This window comes from Bifidobacterium ruminantium DSM 6489, assembly GCF_000770925.1.
Classification (GTDB): domain Bacteria; phylum Actinomycetota; class Actinomycetes; order Actinomycetales; family Bifidobacteriaceae; genus Bifidobacterium; species Bifidobacterium ruminantium.
Map to the genome: position 1 here is coordinate 184,302 of NZ_JDTK01000002.1, position 19,385 is coordinate 203,686.

The 19,385-nt window shown below is 60.9% G+C and carries 17 protein-coding genes and 4 tRNA genes; 17 read left to right on the forward strand and 4 right to left on the reverse strand.

All coding sequences use genetic code 11. The features are described 5' to 3' along the window. Positions 1–17: 17 nt before the first annotated feature. Entirely contained in the window at positions 18–431 is a 414-nt protein-coding gene (locus OU26_RS01930) for an OsmC family protein (RefSeq protein ID WP_026646455.1), read from the reverse strand. A 164-nt stretch (positions 432–595) separates the two neighbouring features. On the opposite strand from OU26_RS01930, the gene OU26_RS01935 reads away from it, so the two are divergent. The 3 genes from OU26_RS01935 to OU26_RS01945 all read left to right on the forward strand — a co-directional run bounded on the left by OU26_RS01935 (position 596) and on the right by OU26_RS01945 (position 2,721). Beyond that, the gene (locus OU26_RS01935; protein WP_026646454.1) at positions 596–1,468 is read left to right on the forward strand and encodes a thymidylate synthase; all 873 of its coding nucleotides are present in this window, start codon (positions 596–598) and stop codon (positions 1,466–1,468) included. A gap of 76 nt (positions 1,469–1,544) precedes the next feature. After that, positions 1,545–2,210, forward strand: coding sequence for a dihydrofolate reductase (locus tag OU26_RS01940; protein ID WP_026646453.1), 666 nt, complete (start codon positions 1,545–1,547; stop codon positions 2,208–2,210). Positions 2,211–2,217: 7 nt separating this feature from the next. Next, positions 2,218–2,721: a low molecular weight protein-tyrosine-phosphatase gene (locus OU26_RS01945; protein WP_026646452.1), complete on the forward strand. Its 504-nt coding sequence runs from the start codon at positions 2,218–2,220 to the stop codon at positions 2,719–2,721. Between the two features lie 411 nt (positions 2,722–3,132). Here the strand turns inward: OU26_RS01945 and OU26_RS01950 are convergent. Together OU26_RS01950 and galE are read right to left on the reverse strand one after the other, a co-directional pair. Further along, positions 3,133–3,209: transfer RNA gene (locus OU26_RS01950), tRNA-Asp, on the reverse strand. Positions 3,210–3,431: 222 nt separating this feature from the next. Continuing rightward, a complete protein-coding gene (gene galE / locus OU26_RS01955; RefSeq protein ID WP_026646451.1) occupies positions 3,432–4,442 on the reverse strand; it encodes a UDP-glucose 4-epimerase GalE in 1,011 nt (336 codons plus the stop codon). 167 nt (positions 4,443–4,609) lie between these two features. On the opposite strand from galE, the gene trmB reads away from it, so the two are divergent. The 5 genes from trmB (at position 4,610) to fucO (ending at position 7,456) form a co-directional block, all read left to right on the forward strand. Then, positions 4,610–5,482, forward strand: a complete 873-nt coding sequence (gene trmB / locus OU26_RS01960) for a tRNA (guanosine(46)-N7)-methyltransferase TrmB (RefSeq protein ID WP_033498815.1) — start codon at positions 4,610–4,612, stop codon at positions 5,480–5,482. Positions 5,483–5,616: 134 nt separating this feature from the next. Next, a tRNA-Glu gene (locus OU26_RS01965) sits at positions 5,617–5,688 on the forward strand. A gap of 25 nt (positions 5,689–5,713) precedes the next feature. Then, positions 5,714–5,787: transfer RNA gene (locus tag OU26_RS01970), tRNA-Asp, on the forward strand. Between the two features lie 23 nt (positions 5,788–5,810). Continuing rightward, positions 5,811–5,886: transfer RNA gene (locus OU26_RS01975), tRNA-Phe, on the forward strand. Positions 5,887–6,304: 418 nt separating this feature from the next. After that, on the forward strand, positions 6,305–7,456 hold the full coding sequence (gene fucO, locus OU26_RS01980) for a lactaldehyde reductase (RefSeq protein WP_026646449.1): 1,152 nt from the start codon (positions 6,305–6,307) through the stop codon (positions 7,454–7,456). Between the two features lie 108 nt (positions 7,457–7,564). Here fucO and OU26_RS01985 read toward each other — a convergent pair whose 3' ends face one another. Further along, entirely contained in the window at positions 7,565–8,491 is a 927-nt protein-coding gene (locus OU26_RS01985; protein WP_026646448.1) for a glycosyltransferase family 2 protein, read from the reverse strand. A 54-nt stretch (positions 8,492–8,545) separates the two neighbouring features. Here OU26_RS01985 and OU26_RS01990 point away from each other — a divergent pair, with 54 nt between their 5' ends. The 9 genes from OU26_RS01990 to OU26_RS02030 all read left to right on the forward strand — a co-directional run bounded on the left by OU26_RS01990 (position 8,546) and on the right by OU26_RS02030 (position 19,383). Further along, on the forward strand, positions 8,546–10,063 hold the full coding sequence (locus tag OU26_RS01990; protein ID WP_026646447.1) for an AI-2E family transporter: 1,518 nt from the start codon (positions 8,546–8,548) through the stop codon (positions 10,061–10,063). Further along, entirely contained in the window at positions 10,063–11,286 is a 1,224-nt protein-coding gene (locus OU26_RS01995; protein ID WP_026646446.1) for a glycosyltransferase family 2 protein, read from the forward strand. The genes OU26_RS01990 and OU26_RS01995 overlap by 1 nt, the downstream gene beginning before the upstream one ends. A 92-nt stretch (positions 11,287–11,378) precedes the next feature. After that, positions 11,379–12,821, forward strand: a complete 1,443-nt coding sequence (gene dacB, locus OU26_RS02000; RefSeq protein WP_033498817.1) for a D-alanyl-D-alanine carboxypeptidase/D-alanyl-D-alanine endopeptidase — start codon at positions 11,379–11,381, stop codon at positions 12,819–12,821. Positions 12,822–12,901: 80 nt separating this feature from the next. Then, the gene (hpt, locus tag OU26_RS02005) at positions 12,902–13,465 is read left to right on the forward strand and encodes a hypoxanthine phosphoribosyltransferase (RefSeq protein ID WP_026646444.1); all 564 of its coding nucleotides are present in this window, start codon (positions 12,902–12,904) and stop codon (positions 13,463–13,465) included. Next, the gene (gene ftsH, locus OU26_RS02010) at positions 13,462–15,576 is read left to right on the forward strand and encodes an ATP-dependent zinc metalloprotease FtsH (protein WP_026646443.1); all 2,115 of its coding nucleotides are present in this window, start codon (positions 13,462–13,464) and stop codon (positions 15,574–15,576) included. Before hpt ends, ftsH begins: the two co-directional genes overlap by 4 nt. Then, positions 15,576–16,211 carry a GTP cyclohydrolase I FolE gene (gene folE, locus OU26_RS02015; protein ID WP_026646442.1) on the forward strand — a complete coding sequence of 212 codons (636 nt, stop codon included), beginning with the start codon at positions 15,576–15,578 and terminating at the stop codon, positions 16,209–16,211. Before ftsH ends, folE begins: the two co-directional genes overlap by 1 nt. 118 nt (positions 16,212–16,329) lie before the next feature. Further along, positions 16,330–17,208: a dihydropteroate synthase gene (gene folP, locus OU26_RS02020; RefSeq protein ID WP_026646441.1), complete on the forward strand. Its 879-nt coding sequence runs from the start codon at positions 16,330–16,332 to the stop codon at positions 17,206–17,208. Positions 17,209–17,263: 55 nt separating this feature from the next. After that, positions 17,264–18,847, forward strand: coding sequence for a 2-amino-4-hydroxy-6-hydroxymethyldihydropteridine diphosphokinase (gene folK, locus OU26_RS02025; RefSeq protein ID WP_026646440.1), 1,584 nt, complete (start codon positions 17,264–17,266; stop codon positions 18,845–18,847). Continuing rightward, positions 18,844–19,383, forward strand: coding sequence for a DUF3180 domain-containing protein (locus OU26_RS02030; protein WP_026646439.1), 540 nt, complete (start codon positions 18,844–18,846; stop codon positions 19,381–19,383). The genes folK and OU26_RS02030 overlap by 4 nt, the downstream gene beginning before the upstream one ends. Positions 19,384–19,385: the final 2 nt, after the last annotated feature.

The window sequence follows — 19,385 nt, forward strand, 5'->3', positions numbered from 1 at the left end:
ACGTCACGAAACGTATGTCAGTGCTTGACGGTGACGTTCATACGGACCGGCGTCGGCTCAACGTACGTGTGCTTGACCGTGCAGCCCTTCTCGATATGGCGGCTGACGCGATCGGCGAGCTTCTCGGCGTCCTCGTCGCTCAGACCGGCGTCGGTGGCGTCGATGACCACCTGCTCGTCGAAACCGACATAGGCGTCGCTATCGGCATCGTAGGTGCCATCAACCACGATCTTGGCACCCTTGCCCTCGCCCAGCGTGTGCTCGACGGCGAACTGGCTGGACAGCGCGGCGCAACCGGCCAGCGCGACCTTCATCAGATCGCCCGGCGTGAACTGTCCGCGGCCTTTGCCGAACTTGATATGCGCGCCGTCATCGCTGAACGCGTCCCAGGAACCGTCTTTGTTGCGCTCTACCCACAGTCTCTTGCCCATGGAAACTCCTCTGTCCTATGGCGCGCCGTTCGCGCCGACCATGTTCCAATCTAGCGTATCGCCATGGAATCGGAAGAACGCGTTCCGCATTGCGTAAGTCTTCGGTCGATTCCATGGAAGCCATCGGCGGAACGGCTCCATGGCTGTGTATAAACTGAACGGTTATGGCTTTGACTTCCGAACAACTCGCAGACATCCGCACCCGCATCCCCGCACGTCCGGAAACCGACATTCCGATGCCCTACGAGGATCTGGTGCGCAAGATCCTCATGGAAGGCACGCTGAAATCCGACCGCACCGGCACCGGCACCATCTCCCTGTTCGGCCAGCAGATGCGCTTCGACCTCAAAGACAGCTTCCCGCTGCTCACCACGAAGACCGTGTTCTTCAAAGGGCTGGCCTATGAGCTGCTGTGGTTCCTCAAGGGCTCCACGAACGTGCGTTGGCTGCAGGAGCATAACGTGCACATCTGGGACGAATGGGCCGACGAGAACGGCGATTTGGGACCGGTGTATGGCGCGCAGTGGCGCAGCTGGCCCGCTCCGACGCCGGAGGATCCGAACCGCACCATCGACCAGATTTCGAATGTGCTCGACCTGATCAGGAACCATCCCGATTCCCGTCGCATGGTGGTCTCCGCATGGAACCCCGCGGAAGTGGAGAATATGGCCCTGCCGCCATGCCATGCGCTGTTCCAGTTCTACGTGGCCGACGGGCGCCTGAGCTGCCAGCTGTACCAGCGTTCCTGCGACATGTTCCTCGGAGTGCCGTTCAACATCGCATCCTATTCGCTGCTGACCCTCATGATGGCGCAGCAGACGGATCTCGAACCGGGCGAATTCGTCTGGACCGGCGGCGACTGCCACGTCTACGACAACCACATCGACCAGGTTCTGGAGCAGCTGGGACGCACGCCGTACCCGTATCCGAAGATTCGCATCAACAAGGCCGATTCGCTGTTCGACTACGATTACGACGATTTCGAAATCGTGGATTACCGGCATCATCCGACCATCAAGGCGCCGGTGGCGGTCTGAAACAATCACGCCGTTCGGCGAGTCTTCGCCAAACGTTAGACTACTGACTCTAGTTCGACTTCAAGGAGTGAGTGAAATGGAGCACGACAGTAGCCGTAGTGGCTATCACGAACCCGAGCCCGGACTTGCCGGGCGTGAAGAAGAAGAGGATTGGGGTGACGATTTCCCCAAGACCTTTTCGGTGAATCTGATCTGGGCGCAGGCCTGTGACAAGGAAGGTCACGACGGCGCCATCGGATTCGAAGGCGGCATGCCATGGCATCTGCCTGAGGATATGAGGCGTTTCACGGAACTGACCGTCTCTCATCCGGTCATCATGGGTCGCAGGACGTGGGAGTCGCTGAGTCCGAAATTCCGCCCGCTGCCGAATCGCGACAACATCGTGATCTCACATGATCCGTCCTATTGTGCGCCGGGAGCCACCGTGGTGGATTCCCTGGAGGACGCGCTGGACCTAGCCCGTCAGGAGGCCATTCCGGACGACGGTCTCGACCGCAGTGAAATCTGGATCATCGGCGGATCGCAGATATTCCGGGAGGCCATGCCATTCGCGGACAAGGCGTACGTGACGCAGATCAGCATGCACGTGGACGCCGACACCTACGCGCCGGACATCCACGCGCTGGTCGAATCCGGCGCATGGCGTGTGGCCGAGGAAGGCATGTGGATGAAGACGCAGAAGGGAAGCGACGACATCGAGGGCTTCCGTTTCGTGACGTACGAGAAGAATCGCAAGGAGTAGTCATTTCATGTATACCGTGATGACCGTGTGCACGGGCAACATCTGCCGTTCCCCCATGGCCGAGATCATTCTGCGCGCCGAATTCGAGCGTCGCGGATTGGATGACAGAGTCGATGTCGAATCCAGTGGCGTCAGCGACGAGGAATACGGCAATCCGATCGACCGTCGCGCGGTCAAGGTGCTGAAGGAGCGTGGTTATGAGCTTCCGGCGCGTCATTTCGCGCATCGCATCACCCGCGATGAGATCGAACGCACCGACCTGTTCCTGCCGATGACCGCCTCGCATATGCGCGCGCTGCTTCGCCAGCTTCCGCAGAGCAAGCGTTCGCAGGTGCATATGTACCGCAGCTTCGATCCGAATCTGCCCAAGCCTTCCGCTGGGCGCGAGGACGAGATCGATCTGGTGGATCCGTGGTATGGCGGGCCGCGCGAATTCGAAGTGGCGATCGACCAAATCGAAGAGGTTGCGCCATATATCGTCGATTGGGTCGAAAAGCGGTTGCAGAACTGAATTTTCTTATTGCGATTGCGGCATGCTCTGTATTGCAGGCATGCCGTTTTTTGTCGCGTCCGATGGAATATTTATTTTTCCGTGACGGCCGGTGGCGGCCGGATATACGTTGACGGCACACTCAAGGCCGTTCGGCCAAGCTTACGGCCTTACAACGTATATCCGGCCGCCCACCTCGCTTTGGGGATTTCTATAGATTTGCGCATATGCATTAACGACACGCTCCGAGCCGCTCAGGCCGAGTCTTTACGGTCTTATAACGCATATGCCGGCCTCCACCTCCTTTCATTTGTATGTTGCTATTTTTTGTGTGCCCGCCTTTATTTTGGGTGTGTTGCGACAGCGGATATTGGCGTGGGGAGGGAGGGGAGAGGGAAAAGAAAAACCCCAGCGGGTTGGGCTGGGGTTTGGTGGCGACCACGGCCGGACTTGAACCGGTGACCTCCGCCGTGACAGGGCGGCGCTCTAACCAACTGAGCTACGCGGCCGTTGTTTCAATCTTGCGACTGACAACAGATAGAAATATTACGGCAAAATCATCATCATGCAAATTACGGCGTGTCATGATTGTCGCAATCGATTAAAAAGGTGTTGATAAGATATGGAAAACCGCCTTGCATAAGGGAAAACTCCCATGCAAGACGGTTCCTCATCGTGTTTTCAGTGTGTTGCCGTATACCGACGACGGCAACGACAACCGATTACGGAGACTAGTCTTCCTGCTTCCAGGTGCCGACGTCGATGTGATGCTCCGGATTGGCCTGCCATGCGGCCCAGGCGGACTTCACGATGTCCTCGACGTTGTACTTGGCGTGCCAGCCCATTTCCTCGTTGATGCGCTTCGGGGAGCCGATCAGGTGCGGCGGGTCGCCTGCGCGGCGGGCCATGACGGTCTCCTTGAACGGCAGGCCGGTGACCTTCTTGACCTCATCGACGATCTGGCGCACGGAGGTGCCTTCGCCGGTGCCGACGTTGAACGCGTCGTACTTGCGCTCGTCGCGATCCAGATACTTCAGTGCGGCAATGTGCGCGTCGGCCAGATCGGACACGTGGATGTAGTCACGCACGCAGGTGCCATCCGGAGTCGGATAGTCATCGCCGAAGATCGCGGGGGCCTTGCCCTGCTTGAGGCGGTTGAACAGCATCGGGATGAGGTTCAGGATGGCCGGATCCTCAAGCTCCACCGGGCCGCAGCCGGCCACGTTGAAGTAGCGCAGGCCGCAGAAGCGGATGCCGTACGGCTCCTCGCAGGCGCGGGCCATCCACTCGCCGAACAGCTTGGTCTGTCCGTACGGGTTGATCGGCAGCATCGGCACGACATCCTCCGGAACCACGTCGACCGGCGGCACGCCGTAGGTGGCGGCGGAGGAGGAGAAGACGAGCTTCTTGGCGCCGGAATCGCGCATGCCGATGAGCACGTTGAGCATGCCGTTGATGTTCTGCTGGTAGTACCACAGCGGCTTCTCGACGGATTCGCCGACCTGCTTGCGGGCGGCGAAGTGGATCACGGAATCGACGTCTTCGGCCTTCATGATCTCCGCAAGGCGTTCGCCGGCGCCCGGAGCGGCGATATCCATGCCGTACAGGCGGGATCCTTCGATGCGGGTGGGCTTGCCGTAGCTCAGATCGTCGACGACAACGACCCTTTCACCGGCCTGATGAAGCGCGTGGACGACATGGGCGCCGATGTAACCGCACCCACCAGTGACGAGAACTGTCATGTTCTGGCCTTTCCTCCAAATGAGCTCCGGGATGCAATGGCTGGTGAAAACGTCAACCATTGTTCACTTTTGCTCGAGTTTGTTACCTTTTGAACAATTTGAGTATAACACGCGAACACGAACGCACATAATCGATTCGCTCCTGTGTTTCCTCTATAAATTAGGGTATGCAACAAGACGAAAACACGCCGATTGATGGCCATGGAACAGACGAAAACGTGAGGGGTGCGCAGGCGTCCGCCGACGGCAGGCCAGCGCTGTACGGACGCAAGGTGCTGTCGTTCGTGCGACGTTCCGCACGGCTCGATGCGCGTCTGCAGCGCGCATGGGATGCCTATTCCGATACCTATCTGCTGAAGATCAACGCGGGCGAGGGGTCGCTCGACGTGCGCGACGGATTCGTGTTCGACCAAGCCTGTATCCGCGAGACCTGGGGCAACGGCAATCCGCTGATCGTGGAAATCGGTTCCGGACAGGGCGAGAACGTCGTTGCCGTCGCGGCCGCGCATCCGGAGACCAATTTCCTCGCGCTGGAGGTCTACGACCCGGGCGTGGCCCATACGATGCTGCTGGCCGGCAAGCAGGGTCTTCAGAACCTGCGCATCGCCCAGGTCAACGCCCCGGAGCTGTTCAAGGCCGCCGCCGACGGATCCATCGCCGAAGTGTGGACGTTCTTCCCCGATCCATGGCCGAAGATGCGCCATCACAAGCGCCGCATCGTGCAGCCGGAGCTCGCCTCGGACATCCACCGCACGCTGGCCGAAGGCGGGGTGTGGCGCATCGCCACCGACATCGAGGACTACGCATTGCACGTCCATGAGGTCATGGACGGTCTGAAGGACTTCCATAACGACGGCACGCTCACCGTGAGCCTGCCCGTCGAGCATGTCGGCAAGGGCAATGCGGACGAGGCGGCCGCGTTGCGACACGCCGATTTCGTCGAATCGGAGCGGTTCGACGGCCGTGTCCTCACCAATTTCGAGAAGAAGGGACTTGCCGCCAATCGTGTGATCCACGATTTCACCTATCGCCGCGTATGACCTTGCAAAGCGTGTGATTCCAACGGTTTCCAGCGTTTTCCGCCTTGCTGCGCCGCGTTGCGACACGCCGTGATTTGCATGTAGGTCAGAACCGCGTATAGTAAGTCAAGTTGTCAAGCGGAAACGCTGAAAGCGCCCCCTTCGTCTAACGGTTAGGACACCAGACTTTCAATCTGACAACGAGAGTTCGACTCTCTCAGGGGGTACTTACCTTGGTAACAAGGTGGCAATGGCCGCGTAGCTCAGTTGGTTAGAGCGCCGCCCTGTCACGGCGGAGGTCACCGGTTCAAGTCCGGCCGTGGTCGCTAGAACAACGCAAGTTGTTCATGGCTCTGTAGCTCAGTTGGTAGAGCGAACGACTGAAAATCGTTAGGTCAGCGGATCGATGCCGCTCGGAGCCACCATGGAAACCCCGGAGAGATTCGGGGTTTATTGTTTTGTATCAGGTTTTTCTTCACTGTTTCATGGTTTCTGTGGTATCGATGCAATTATCTCTTGTTATCGCTGCTCCTAACTAAGAGGGAATTTTGTTCCTAGTGTTGATAAACTACGGCGCAGGTGGATAAACGATTGTCGCGGACGGCAAATCCCTGGACGAGACCATGTGGGTCTTCGAAATGGGAGGGATCGGCTCGCTTGGAGCGAATTATTTGATATCCGGCGATGTCTCGTCTGGTTTTCTTCTGCTGGGTGGAAAACTCGTGTAATACTGCGGTGTCGTTGGCCGCATGCCGGTCGAAAATGGGTTTATGATGGGAGCGTTGGCTTTACGGCAAAGGATGCCGGAGCCCATGAACACACAGTCGCTTAAAGGAGAGCATTATGGTCTATCGCATGATTTTCAACCAGACGGCGTATTTCGGTCGCGGAGCGATCAAGGAGATTCCGAATGTTGCCAAGTCGCACGGATTCACCAAGGCGTTCATCGTCACCGATCCGGTGCTGCTGAAGACCGGCACCGTCAAGAAGGTCACCGATGTGCTGGACGAGGCGGGCATGCCGTATGAGGTGTTCGACAATGTCAAGCCGAACCCGCCCGTCGAATGCATCCAGGACGGCGTCGCCAAGTTCGCGGCCTCCGGCGCGGACTTCCTGATCGGTCTGGGCGGCGGCTCCCCGCAGGACACCTGCAAAGGCATCGGCATCGTCACCGCCAACCCCGAGTTCTCCGACGTGCTGAGCCTTGAAGGCGTGGCGGACACCAAGAACCCGTCCGTGCCGATCTTCGGCGTGCCGACCACCGCCGGCACCGCGTCCGAGACCACCATCAACTACGTGATCACCGATACCGCCAACAAGCGCAAGTTCGTGGCCGTCGATCCGCACGACATCCCGATTGTCGCCTTCGTGGATCCGGATCTGACCGATTCCATGCCGCGCGGCCTCAAGGTCGCCACCGGTCTCGACGCGCTGACCCACGCCATCGAAGGCTACATCACCCCGGGCGCGTGGAGCCTGTCCGACTGCCTGTCCATGCAGACCATCCGCATGATCGCCAAGAACCTGGCCAAGAGCGCGGACGGCGACGTGGCTGCCGGCGAGCAGATGGCCTATGCCTCCTACATCACCGGCATGGCCTATTCCAACGTCGGCCTTGGCCTGGTGCATGGTATGGCTCACCCGCTGGGTGGCCGTCTGGGCGTGGCCCACGGCGTGGCCAACGGCATTCTGCTGGCGCCGGTCATGGAATACAACAAGGACTACACCGGTGAGAAGTATCGTGACATTGCCGACGCCTTCGGTGTGGAGGACGCGTACACCGGAGACATCGAAACAGTGCGCGAGGAGGCCGTGCAGGCCGTGCACAAGCTCACCGTCGATCTGAAGAACCCGACCAAGATCTCCGAGGTCGGCGCCACCGAGGCCGATCTCGAGCCGCTGGCGCACGACGCCTTCCATGACGTGTGCACGCCGGGCAACCCGCGTAAGGCCACCCAGGAGGACATCCTCAAGATCTACACCAGCCTGATGTAGTTCGTTCGCGATAAGAAAATCGCGGAAAGAAAAAACGGACGGTGCCGAAAAACCCGGCACCGTCCGTTTTCGTCATCGGAAGTGGACGTATGGCTGGCAAAGCACGCGCTATTCCTCGTGCTTCTCGTTCCACTCCTCATCCGTGGGAGTGTCGTCGTACAATTCGCGGCCTTCCTGCTCCGCCAGCTCCATCTGCTCGTTGATCCAAGCCGCCTCGGCCGGATTGATATCCGCGGTGTCCAGCACCTTCTGCCACACCGGATACAACAGGTGCATCACCGGATACAGCGCGGTGAGGAGGATTTCCGGACGATGCTTGCGATAATGCTGCGGATGCGCGTTGAAAGTGTTCTTGAACCGGCGCATGTAATTGAGGAACGATGACGGCGACGTGTCCATGCGACGCGCGCTGATGCCCGCGACCATGCGCGGACTGTACACGGTTTTCAGATCCTTGCCTAGCAGATGCAGGGAGATGTCGATGTCCTCATGCATCACATCGGCCTTGTCGCGGCAGACTTCGTCGGCGATCTGCCGCCATGCGGTGGCGCGCAACGCCATGTTGGAGCCGAACAGCAGCGGGCTGCCGCCATCGGCCTTATAAATCCTCTTGCGTGTGGAATTGTCCCCGCGAAGCCCGAAATGGCGGCTGGGCATGTCATAGTACATCACCGGACCGGTGGCGCCCATCGCATCCGGATCCTCGGTGAAAATGCCGGAGACAACCTCCACCCAATCCGGACGGATCATGCAATCCGCGTCGAATCGGCCGAGAATATCGCCGGTGGCGTGATTCAGCCCATAGTCGCGCGTGGGGATCAAACCCTGTTCCTCATCCTGGTGCAGCAGCTTCACCGGAGCTTCCGGATGATCCTTCATGAACTGTTCGACCACTTCGACGGTCGAATCGGTGGAACGGTTATCGACGACAATCACCTCATGGGGCATTACGGTCTGCCGGGTGGCGTTGAGCAGACAATCGTTGATACGCTCCTGTTCATTCCAAGCGGGGATGACAATTGAAACGTTCAGCATAGTTTCAAGAATAGGTTCCAGCCCGTACACGGCGTCTGCCTACAATAAGGAGCCATGAGCGACATCGAACGGCAGAAGAACACGAATACGGAATCATCCGGACGTCCCGGCAGCACCGACGAGATGCGTTGGGACCTGGGAACCCTGTTCCCCGCGAAGGACGATCCACGGCGTCCCCCTGAATGGCTGGGACGGGCGCTGCTGTACATCGCCATCGCCATCGTGCTGTTCTCCTTCTGCTGGCGCAGCTGGGGCAAAATCGAATATCTGGTCATCGACATCATCGTTTCGCTGTTCCTCGCGCTCGCCGTGGAACCCGTGGTGGTGCCGCTGGTCAAGCATGGTTGGAAGCGTGCGTTCGCCTCGATATTCGCGCTGCTCATGTTGGCCATCATCCTGTGTGCCATGTTCGGTCTGTTCGGCAATCTGTTCGTGCAGCAGGTCATCGCATTGTGCAACGGTCTGCCGGACCTGTATAGGCAGATCGTCGATTTCGTCGAGCAATACACGGATTTCAAGCTTCCCGAGATCAACAGCCTCGGCAGCGAGATCCTGAAGAACATCCAGACCTCCTGGGTCACGGACTTCGCGGGCACGGCCATCAGCACGGTGTCCGGATTGTTCTCCTTCCTGCTGAACCTCATGACGGTGATCATGACCACGTTCTACATCTCCGCGGCCGGCCCGAAACTGCGTCGTTCGGCCTGCCAGTGGATGGCTCCCGCCGCGCAGCGCCGTTTCCTGTTCGTCTGGACCGTCAGCCAGACCCAGATCTCGTCCTTCCTGTTCTCTCGCGCTATCCTCGCCGTGCTGAACGCGTTCTTCACCTCGATCTGCCTGATGGCGCTGCATGTGCCGTATTGGATGCCGTTGGCGTTGTTCTGCGGTGTGGTCTCGCAGTTCATCCCCATGCTCGGCACGTATATCGGCGGCGCGCTGCCGGTGCTGTTCGCTTGGGGCAGCTGCGGTCTGTGGCAGGCGGTCGCCGTGGTGGTGTTCATCTGCATCTACCAGCAGATCGAGAACCTGATTTTCGCACCGAAGATCTCCCAGCGCACCATGGACGTCAACGACGCCGTGGCGTTCCTTGCCGTGCTGGCGTTCAGCTCGCTGTTCGGCGCGATCGGCGCGTTCCTGGCCCTGCCGATCGTCGCCTCGATCCAGACGATCTTCCGCACCTACACCAAGCGTTACGAATTGGTGGATTCCCCGTTGATGGACGATCCGGTTCCGGAGAAGAAGTCGAAGCTGGTGGAGGGCGCCGAAGCCATCAGCGAGCATCTGCACACCATGCCGCGCGCCGTGCAGGGCTCGAGCGGGCATGTGCCGATTCCCGATGACGTGCGGATCCTGCAGGAGCAGGCGTACAATATCAACCTGTCCGACGGAGACGGCAACGCGGAGGAATCGCAGACCGTCGCCATTCCGAAGCATCTGCTGGATGGAAGCGGACGCAAACCGTTGCAGGGGACCGAGGGCGCGGATGAAGCGCAGTCCGAGGAAGAGGACGGGACTCAATCGCATGAGACGGATGACAATCCGGATGACAATCCGAGAAGTAGGTGGCGTTAATGGTGTTGCTGAGCGTGCTTGATGTCGTGCTGGTCGTTCTGGGTGGCGCCGGCATGCTGTATCAGGCGGTCTGCATCGTCATCTCGCTGTTCGCCAAGCCGATCAAGTTTCCCGCCGCGCCGATGGACAAGCGCTACGCGGTGCTGATCTCCGCGCGAAACGAGGCCAACGTCATCGGCAACCTCATCAATTGCCTGCACGAGCAGACTTATCCGAGCGAACTCGTCGACATCTGGCTGGTGGCGGACAACTGCACCGACAATACGGCCGAAGTGGCGCGGAATATGGGATGCCACGTCATCGAACGCTTCAACAAGGAGCAGGTCGGCAAAGGCTACGCGCTGACCTACCTGCTCGACCGGATGAACGAATCTGGCGCGTCCGACCCGTACGACGCCTTCTTCGTCTTCGACGCGGACAACAAGCTCGACAAGCATTACCTCGAGGAGATGAACAAGGGCTTCCAGGCCGGGTTCAAGATCCTCACCAGTTACCGCAATTCCGTGAACCTGTCTGACAACTGGGTGTCGTCCGGTTCCGCGTTATGGTTCATCCGCGAGTCGCGTTTCGTGTCGGCCTCGCGCATGTGGCTCGGCAATAGTTGCCATGTGGGCGGCACCGGCTTCATGTTCTCGCAGGAGATCATGCGCCGCAACAATGGCTGGAAGTTCCACCTGCTCACCGAGGATCTGGAATTCACCATGGACAGCGTGCTGCACGGCGACCGTATCGGTTATTGCGGCACCGCCATCCTGTATGACGAGCAGCCCGTCACCTTCGCGCAGAGCTGGAGGCAGCGTCTGCGCTGGAGCAAGGGCTTCCTGCAGGTGTTCCGTTATTATGGTCCGGCGCTGATCAAGCGCGCGGTCAGGGAGCGCGATTTCTCCGCCGTCGACTTCACACTGCTGTTGTGCCCGTTCACCGTGCTTGGCATCGCGCGCATACTGCTGGGCATGCTGTTCGCCGCCTGCGGATTCGTGACGTGGCAGAGCCAGCTGAATTCGCTGACCGGATGGACGTCCGGCATCGTGTTGTCGGTGGTCGGCATGATGGGTCTTGCCGCGCTGACCATCGTGGCGGAACGCGACCATGTGGGCGCCACCAACAAGGAGCTGTTCGCCTATGTGCTGGCCTTCCCCATTTACATGCTGAGCTACGTGCCGATTTCGTTCCAGGCGATTTTCGCCAAGTCCGAATGGAAGCCCATCGCCCATAAGGGCTGACATGCCGGTGTTGCGCGCTCTGCGATGGCTTGGCATGACGCGGGCGCGGCGATGGAAATCGGGATTGTGTGACAGGAAGGTGTGTTCTGGATATGGACGATATTGACGGTTATCGTGCCGTCCGGCGCCGCCGGACGTTGACCGTGGCGGTTTCCGTCGCGGTTACCGCCGCGTTGTGCGTCGGCTATGTCGTGGCCGACATCTGCGGTGTGGTTCCGGGCGTCCTCACGATGCGTCAGGTCGATCGTCCGACGGTCGCGGCCGCGAAGCAGTCGATCGAGGCGGCTAACGTGGTTCCGGATCTCGGTTCCGCCAATGTCGATGCCTCCGCGGCGGAATCGCTGATCGGCGCCTTTTCATCCGCAGCGGACGGTTTCGGAGGCGATTATTCGATCGCCATTGCGGACGCTTCCGGCAAAGTGATTGCTGAGCGGAACATCGACACGCCCCGCACGCCGGCCTCCACCATGAAGACGCTGACCGCGTATGCGGCCGCCAGCAAGCTTGATATGGGTTCCACCTTGGATACGCAGACCTATCTGGAACAGGTGCAGAACGGCTTCGCGCATCTGGTGCTCAAAGGCAACGGCGACATGCTGCTCGGCGCTGGCCTGTCCGATCCGGACCATGTCAACGGACGCGCCGGGCTTGGCACGCTTGCCGCGGATACCGCCCAGGCGTTGAGGCAGCGCGGCATCACCTCCGTGACCTTGGCATATGACGATTCCCTGTTCGGGGAGAACCGTTGGCCGCAGGGCATTGCGGAACTCGATACCGATCACGTGTATTACGCGCCGTCTTCCTCCATGGCGGTGGACGGCGGCAGGAACTGGAATGGCGCGGCACCGTCCGATCCGGATCAGTTTACGTCGTATCCGGCGCTGAGCATGAGCCCTGCTGCCGATGCGGCCGCGGTGTTCGCGCAGCGGCTCGCCGAGCAGGGCATCACGGTGCAGGGCTCCGTGGAGCAGGGGACGGCGCCGCAATCCAGTAGCCCACTCGCTAGCGTGCGTTCCGCCTCACTGAGCGAGGTCATGGTATTCACTCTGCGGCATTCCGATAATTCGCTCGCCGAGGAGCTCGGCAGGCTGCTGGCTTTGAAGACCGGCACCGGCAATTCCCCGGAAGGCGCGGTGCAGGCCGTCAAGTCGGTGCTTGAACGCGAGGGGATCTCCACACAGGGGCTCGACATGCGCAATTGTTCCGGTCTTACCGAGGATTCCAAGCTCACGGCACGCACGCTGCTCGAAGTGCAGCAGCGCAATTTGACCGCTGGTTCGGGAGCCGCGGCCGCGGAAGGTCTATCGATCGCCGGATTCGTCGGCACCGCGGCCAACCGTCTGCTTGACGCCAGCGAGGCCGGTCTGATCCGCGCGAAAACCGGCAGTCTGGGCGATGTGACTTCCATGACGGGCAATGTGTCGCGGATCAACGGCGGAGCGTTGTCCTTCGCCGTAATCGTCAACAATCCCACCGATCTCTCCGCGGCGAAATCGGCCATCGACAAGTTTGTGGCCGGCCTGCCGCGGTTATGACGGGACGCGTGTGAATCTTCTCAGCGGATATTCAGCATATAGCCAGAAACACGTCATTCGCATGTGTCAAGATGGTGGGCATGCGAATCGCTGACGTACAAGAAGATATTGATCACGAGCTGATCAGCAAAGAAGAGATTGCCGACATCATCAACCATGCCGCGGCTCAGGCCAGTGAAGACTACCGTGGCAAGAATCCGTTGTTGGTCTGCGTGCTCAAGGGGGCTGTGAACACGCTCGCGGCGTTCTCCCAGGCCATGAGCATTCCCGCCGAGATGGATTTCATGAGCCTGTCCAGCTACGGATCCGGCACCGAGTCGAGTGGAAAGATTACCGTTCGGCAGGATTTGTCCACCGATGTGCGCGGACGCCATGTGCTGATCGTCGAGGACATCATCGATTCCGGCTTCACGCTGGCTTGGCTGGTCGACGAGCTCAAGCGCCGTGGCGCGGCTTCCGTGGAGGTTTTTGCGCTTCTGGAGAAGCCGGCGCGTCGCACGGTCGACGTTGATGTGAAATACAAGGGACGTGAGATTCCCGATGAATTCGTGGTCGGTTTCGGCTTGGATTACGATGAGCGCTACCGCAACCTCGATTCGATCGCGGTGCTGAAGCCGTCAGTATATGAAGGAGGTCAGGATTGAGTTTTCCTGGTCCGAACCAGCCGCCAAGCAACGGCGGCGGCAATAACCCCAATGGTGGCAACAACCCGTTCACCAATCCGTTCGGCCGCAACAGCGGCAATAACGGCAACAACAATGGCAGGAACGGCAAGAACGGAGCGGATGGCAACAAGCCCAACGGCTCCTGTCCGTTCTGGCAGTCGCCGTGGCTGTGGGTGGTGGTCGTGGCACTGCTCGCCGTGACCATGTTCCAGATCTTCGCAGGCTCTGGATCCCGGACCATCGACACCAAGGATGGTATGCAGATCCTCAACGGCAACACCGTCGAGTACGCGACGATCGTGGACAACACCCAGCAGGTCAAGCTCAAGCTTTCGAGCGATTACTCCGCGACCGACCCGGACACCGGCCGTACGAAGAACTACGGCAAGAACGTGCAGTTCTACTACACGTACGCGCAGTCGGCGGCGGTGGTCAAGGCCGTGCAGAAGGCCGATCCGGCCAAGGGCTGGACCGCCAGCATGCAGCAGACCAGCATCTGGACGTATCTGCTGACCTCGCTGCTGCCGTTCCTCATCATCTTCGCCCTGTTCTGGTTCTTGATGAGCCGTATGGGCGGCGCGGGCGGCATGCTCGGCATGGGCGGTAAGAAGAACAGCGGCAAGTTGCTCGACGGCCAGACTCCGACCACCAAGTTCTCCGACGTGGCCGGCGAGGATGCGGCCGTGCAGGAGGTCGAGGAGATCAAGGACTTCCTCAAGGATCCGTCCCGCTACAAGGCATTGGGAGCCCGCATTCCGCGAGGCGTGCTGCTGTACGGCCCTCCTGGAACCGGTAAGACGTTGCTGGCGCGAGCCATCGCAGGCGAGGCGGGCGTGCCGTTCTATTCCATGGCAGGCTCCGACTTCGTGGAGATGTTCGTGGGCCTTGGCGCGTCCCGAGTGCGTGACCTGTTCGACGAGGCCAAGAAGAACGCTCCCGCCATCATCTTCATCGATGAGATCGATGCCGTCGGCCGCAAGCGCGGCGGTTCCGGCATGAGCGGCGGCCATGACGAACGCGAGCAGACGCTGAATCAGCTGCTGGTCGAAATGGACGGCTTCGACAACGACACCAACCTCATCATCATCGCGGCCACCAATCGTCCGGACGTGCTCGATCCGGCATTGCTGCGCCCTGGTCGTTTCGATCGCCAGGTGGCCGTCGAAGCGCCTGATCTCGAAGGACGTGAGGCGATTCTGAAGGTGCATGCCAAAGGCAAGCCGTTCGTGCCGGACGTCGATCTGCATATGATCGCCGTGCGTACGCCTGGCTTCACCGGCGCCGATCTGGCCAACGTGCTCAACGAGGCCGCGCTGCTGTGCGCCCGTGCCGGCGCCCAGCTCATCGACAACCGCGCCATCGACGAGGCCATCGACCGCGTCCAGGCCGGCCCGAAGCGCCGTTCCAAGGGCATGGCGCTCGACGAGCTGCGCAACACCGCGTACCACGAGGGTGGCCATGCGCTGGTGGCCGCCGCCATGAACGACACCGATCCGGTGACCAAGGTGACGATTCTGCCGCGTGGCCGCGCGCTCGGCTACACCGCCGTGATGCCGACCGAGGACCGCTATTCCATGTCCCGCAACCAGCTGCTCGACCAGATGGCCTACGCCATGGGCGGACGCACCGCCGAAGAGGTCGTGTTCCACGATCCGACCACCGGCGCGTCCAACGACATCGAGAAGGCCACGAAGATCGCCCGCCAGATGGTGCTCGACTACGGCTTCTCCGAGAAGCTTGGCGCCATCAAGTGGTCCGATGACGAGCAGAGCGACCTCGGTGCCCTGACCCACAAGTATTCCGCGCGAACCGCCGAGATCATCGACGAGGAAGTGCTCAAGCTTGTGGAGACGGCGCATACCGAGGCCTGGAACGTCATCAACGAGAACCGTGACATCCTCGATGAGCTGGTGCGTCAGCTGCTCGTCAAGGAAACGCTCAACGAAAAGGAGCTCGCCGCGATCTTCGCCAACATCAAGAAGGCGCCGAAGCGCGAGGTCTGGCTGAGCGACGACAAGCGTCCGGACTCCGACATTCCGCCGGTCCCGATTCCCGAGAACCTGAAGAAAAGCGCAGGATTGACCAACTGATGAGCGATACCGATTTCGATACCCTCCTCGACGACAAGGCCCGTGCCGCCCATGCGGCCGGGCCTGTCGGCTATGACGAGGAAGGCGTGCGCCAAGCCGTGCGCCTGTTTCTGAAGTCCATCGGCGAGGACCCCGAACGTGAGGGTCTGCTGGATACGCCCGACCGCATCGGACGAGCATGCAAGGAACTGTTCGCCGGTCTCGGACACGGGCCGGAGGAAGTGCTCAAAACACGTTTCAAGGTGGATACCGACGAAATGGTGCTGGTGCGCGACATCGAGCTGTTCTCCGTATGTGAGCACCATCTGCTGCCGTTCCATGGCGTGGCCCACGTCGGATACATCCCATCCAACGGCCAGGTGGCGGGGCTGAGCAAACTGGCCCGACTGGTGGAACTGTACGCCCGTCGGCCCCAGGTGCAGGAACGTCTCACCCAGCAGGTGGCCGACGCGTTGATGGAAGGCATCGACGCGCGTGGCGTGATCGTGGTCACCGAATGCGACCACATGTGCATGGCCATGCGAGGCGTCAAGAAGGCCCAGTCCCGCACCGTCACCTCGGCGGTCCGCGGGTGCATGCGCGACGCCACCACGCGTGCCGAGGCGATGAGCCTGATTCTGTCGAACCATTCGTGATATTCAGCCCGCTCGTCTCGCCGTGTTGTCGCGCAAATCGGGCGGGCTGAGCAAAACGAGCAAAACGAGCAAACCGTGCAAATCGCAAATCGGATATGCCGTACAAGGGAGGAAACCGATGTCGATCGATATGAAGGCGATTCACGACAGCCGCCGCACGCTGGTGATGGGCGTGCTCAACATCACGGAGGACTCCTTCTCCGACGGGGGATTGTGGCTTGATCCGGCGGCGGCCAAAGCCCACGGCGAGGCGATGATGAAGGACGGCGCCGACATCATCGACATCGGCGCGGAATCCACCCGACCCGGCGCCAAACGTGTCGGCGAGGCCGATGAGAAGACCCGCGTGCTGGGCGCGGTGGACGCGTTGGCTCCCGAAGGCGCGGTGCTGTCCATAGACACCACGCGAGCCTCGGTGGCGTCGGCCGCGCTCGAGCATGGCGCGCAGATCATCAATGACGTGTCCGGAGGCCAATTGGATCGCGAGCTGCCGCACGTGGTGGCCGACTATGCCGAGAGCCTGTATATCGTGCAGCATTGGCGTGGCTGGCTTGCCGGAGCCGCGGGCAATGTGCCCGACGCCGACACTTCCGTCTACGAACATGGCGTGGTACGGGACGTCTACGATGAGCTCATGCGTCAGGTGGACGCGGTGCTGGCGGCTGGGGTGCGGGCCGAACAGATCATCATCGACCCGGGTCTGGGATTCTCCAAGCCGGGAGTGGAGCACAATCTGCCGATTCTGAAGGCTCTGGACCGGTTCAACGCGGCAGGATACCCGGTGCTGATCGGCGCATCCCGCAAGCGTTTTGTCGGGGCGCTGCTGGCGGACGCCGGTGTGGATGAGCCGGACATGGCGTCCAAGGATAACGCCACCGCGGCCATCAGCGCTCTGTGCGCCGAACATGGCGCGTGGGCTGTGCGCGTGCATGACGTGGCGAAAAGCCGTGACGCGGTCGCCGTCGGCAATGCATGGCGTGGCTGCGCGGACGCGTGAGCGGTGGCGTGAACATTCATTCGTAAAAACGTAGGAACAGCATGGAAAGGCTGGCATGGATCAGATTCGATTGACGGGAATCCGCGCTACGGGCAAACACGGAGTGCTTGATTTCGAGCATGAGCGGGCCCAGACCTTCGTGGTGGACGCCACGTTGTTCCTTGACCTTGCCGCGGCCGGACGCTCCGACGATCTGAACGACACCGTCGACTACGGCGCGATCGCCAAAGGCATCGTCGCCATCATCGAAGGCGAACATGTCGACTTGATCGAAAAGCTCGCCGACCACATCGCACGCATGATCCTCGATTTTCCGGCCGTGCGCCGCACGCAAGTGACCGTGCACAAGCCGAACGCGCCGATTACCGTGCCATTCGACGACGTCAGCGTGACCGTGGAACGTGCGCGTGAAACAAGCAAAACGATCGATGAACGGACAACGGACGGTGCGGGGGAAAGCAGGCGGACGCATCATGCCGTCATCGCCATGGGAGGCAACCAGGGCGACGTGACGGCGACGTTGCGCGACGCCGTGCGCTGCGTGGACGGACTGCCGTCGACGCAGGTGACGGGGGTTTCTCCGCTGTATCGCACCGACGCGTGGGGCATGCCGGAAGACACGGCGGAATTCCGCAATGCGGTAATATCCGTGGACACCAGACTTTCCGCGGCCGAGCTGCTGAACGGATTGCAGCGCATCGAAGCCTCGCATGGGCGGGAACGCACCGATCACTGGACCTCGCGCACGCTCGATTTGGACATCATCGACTTCGATGGTCAGGAAAGCGATGACCCCGACCTGACGTTGCCGCATCCGCGCGCATGGCAGCGGGCCTTCGTGCTGGGGCCTTGGCTCGCACTCGAACCGGACGCCGAGCTCGGCGGCGCGCATGCGGGTTCCGTGGCGCAGCTGCTGCATGAGGCGTCCGACCGCGACCATATCGATGAGATCTCCGACGATTGGATGGTCGCCGGCACGGCGGGCGCCGCCGATACGCATGCCGAACGCGATTCCGAAGATTCGCACGGCATCGCCGATACTTCCGAAACCATCGATTCCCCTGAAACTATCGATACCGCCGAAACCGCCGATCCTGCCGAACTTCCGGAAGGCACCGCCGCCTCCAAAGCGGCCGCCGCTGCCGCGGTGAGACCCGGACTGACGTCCCGTCGCGCGGTGATCTCCTTGGACAGCGCATCGTCCGACGCGGAAAACCAGTTCCGTCGTGCCATCGTGGCCGTCGATGGACTCCCCGGCAACCAAGTGGAGGGCATTTCGCCGCTTTACCACGTCAGCCAGGTCGACGATCTTCCGGACAAAATGGCCGCCGTCATGCAGATCTCCACGCGCATGTCCGCGCGTGAACTGATCGGAGCGTTGGAGTCGGTGGAATCCTCCATCTCGCCGGATCTCGATCTCGACCTTGTGGACATGGAAGGCGTGGTCTCGGATGAACCCGATTGCAAAGTGCCATGGCCGTCCGCGCGCGAACACGCATCCGTGCTGGCTCCTTGGTTCGACATGGATCCGGATGCGAGACTCGGCAGGGATCCAGTCGCGTTCCTGCTGGCCGTGGCGCCGGACGCCGCGCAGGTGGGGATGCTGACCGACAATTGGATCATTGGAGACACGCTATGAGAGTACGCAGAACTCCTTGGTGGTCTTTCGTCCTCGCGGCCGTGCTTGGCGTGCTCGCCGGCATGGGGTTGGCAAAATATGGCGAAATCTCGGGATTGCCCTTGGTGGGCGCTCCATGGATCGTGCCGGTGGTGCTGGCCGCGCTAGGCATCACCGTGCTGTACATGGCCCTGCAAATCCATAAATACACGACCAAGGACCCCATCAAACGCGCGCAGCTCAAGCCATTGGATCCACAGAAGGCCTTCGGCACGCTGGTGGCGTGCAAGGCGCTCGGCCTTGCGGGAGCAGCCTTGGCGGGCTGGTACGGCGGGCAGATCATCATGAGCCTGCCGCACGGCGAGGCGGAATTCTACAATCAGGCGATCATCGAATGCGCCGTGGCGTGCGTGGTGTGCGTCGCCAACATGATTGTCGGCATCGTGGGGGAGTGGCTGTGCCGGATTCCGCCCATCGACGGCCCGGAAAGCCCGGCAATGAAAAAAGCCGCACAGCGCAATCGCTATGCGGCCGCCGCCACCAAATCCAAGATCTGAGG

Bases quoted from the DNA above. Each gene is read 5' to 3' on its own strand.
- OU26_RS01990 (WP_026646447.1), top strand. From the start codon at position 8,546: ATGAGCGACATCGAACGGCAGAAGAACACGAATACGGAATCATCCGGA.
- OU26_RS01930 (WP_026646455.1), bottom strand. From the start codon at position 431: ATGGGCAAGAGACTGTGGGTAGAGCGCAACAAAGACGGTTCCTGGGAC.
- folE (WP_026646442.1), top strand. From the start codon at position 15,576: ATGAGCGATACCGATTTCGATACCCTCCTCGACGACAAGGCCCGTGCC.
- dacB (WP_033498817.1), top strand. From the start codon at position 11,379: ATGGACGATATTGACGGTTATCGTGCCGTCCGGCGCCGCCGGACGTTG.
- galE (WP_026646451.1), bottom strand. From the start codon at position 4,442: ATGACAGTTCTCGTCACTGGTGGGTGCGGTTACATCGGCGCCCATGTC.
- OU26_RS01995 (WP_026646446.1), top strand. From the start codon at position 10,063: ATGGTGTTGCTGAGCGTGCTTGATGTCGTGCTGGTCGTTCTGGGTGGC.
- OU26_RS01935 (WP_026646454.1), top strand. From the start codon at position 596: ATGGCTTTGACTTCCGAACAACTCGCAGACATCCGCACCCGCATCCCC.
- OU26_RS01940 (WP_026646453.1), top strand. From the start codon at position 1,545: ATGGAGCACGACAGTAGCCGTAGTGGCTATCACGAACCCGAGCCCGGA.
- folK (WP_026646440.1), top strand. From the start codon at position 17,264: ATGGATCAGATTCGATTGACGGGAATCCGCGCTACGGGCAAACACGGA.
- fucO (WP_026646449.1), top strand. From the start codon at position 6,305: ATGGTCTATCGCATGATTTTCAACCAGACGGCGTATTTCGGTCGCGGA.
- hpt (WP_026646444.1), top strand. From the start codon at position 12,902: ATGCGAATCGCTGACGTACAAGAAGATATTGATCACGAGCTGATCAGC.
- trmB (WP_033498815.1), top strand. From the start codon at position 4,610: ATGCAACAAGACGAAAACACGCCGATTGATGGCCATGGAACAGACGAA.
- OU26_RS01985 (WP_026646448.1), bottom strand. From the start codon at position 8,491: ATGCTGAACGTTTCAATTGTCATCCCCGCTTGGAATGAACAGGAGCGT.
- OU26_RS01945 (WP_026646452.1), top strand. From the start codon at position 2,218: ATGTATACCGTGATGACCGTGTGCACGGGCAACATCTGCCGTTCCCCC.
- OU26_RS02030 (WP_026646439.1), top strand. From the start codon at position 18,844: ATGAGAGTACGCAGAACTCCTTGGTGGTCTTTCGTCCTCGCGGCCGTG.
- folP (WP_026646441.1), top strand. From the start codon at position 16,330: ATGTCGATCGATATGAAGGCGATTCACGACAGCCGCCGCACGCTGGTG.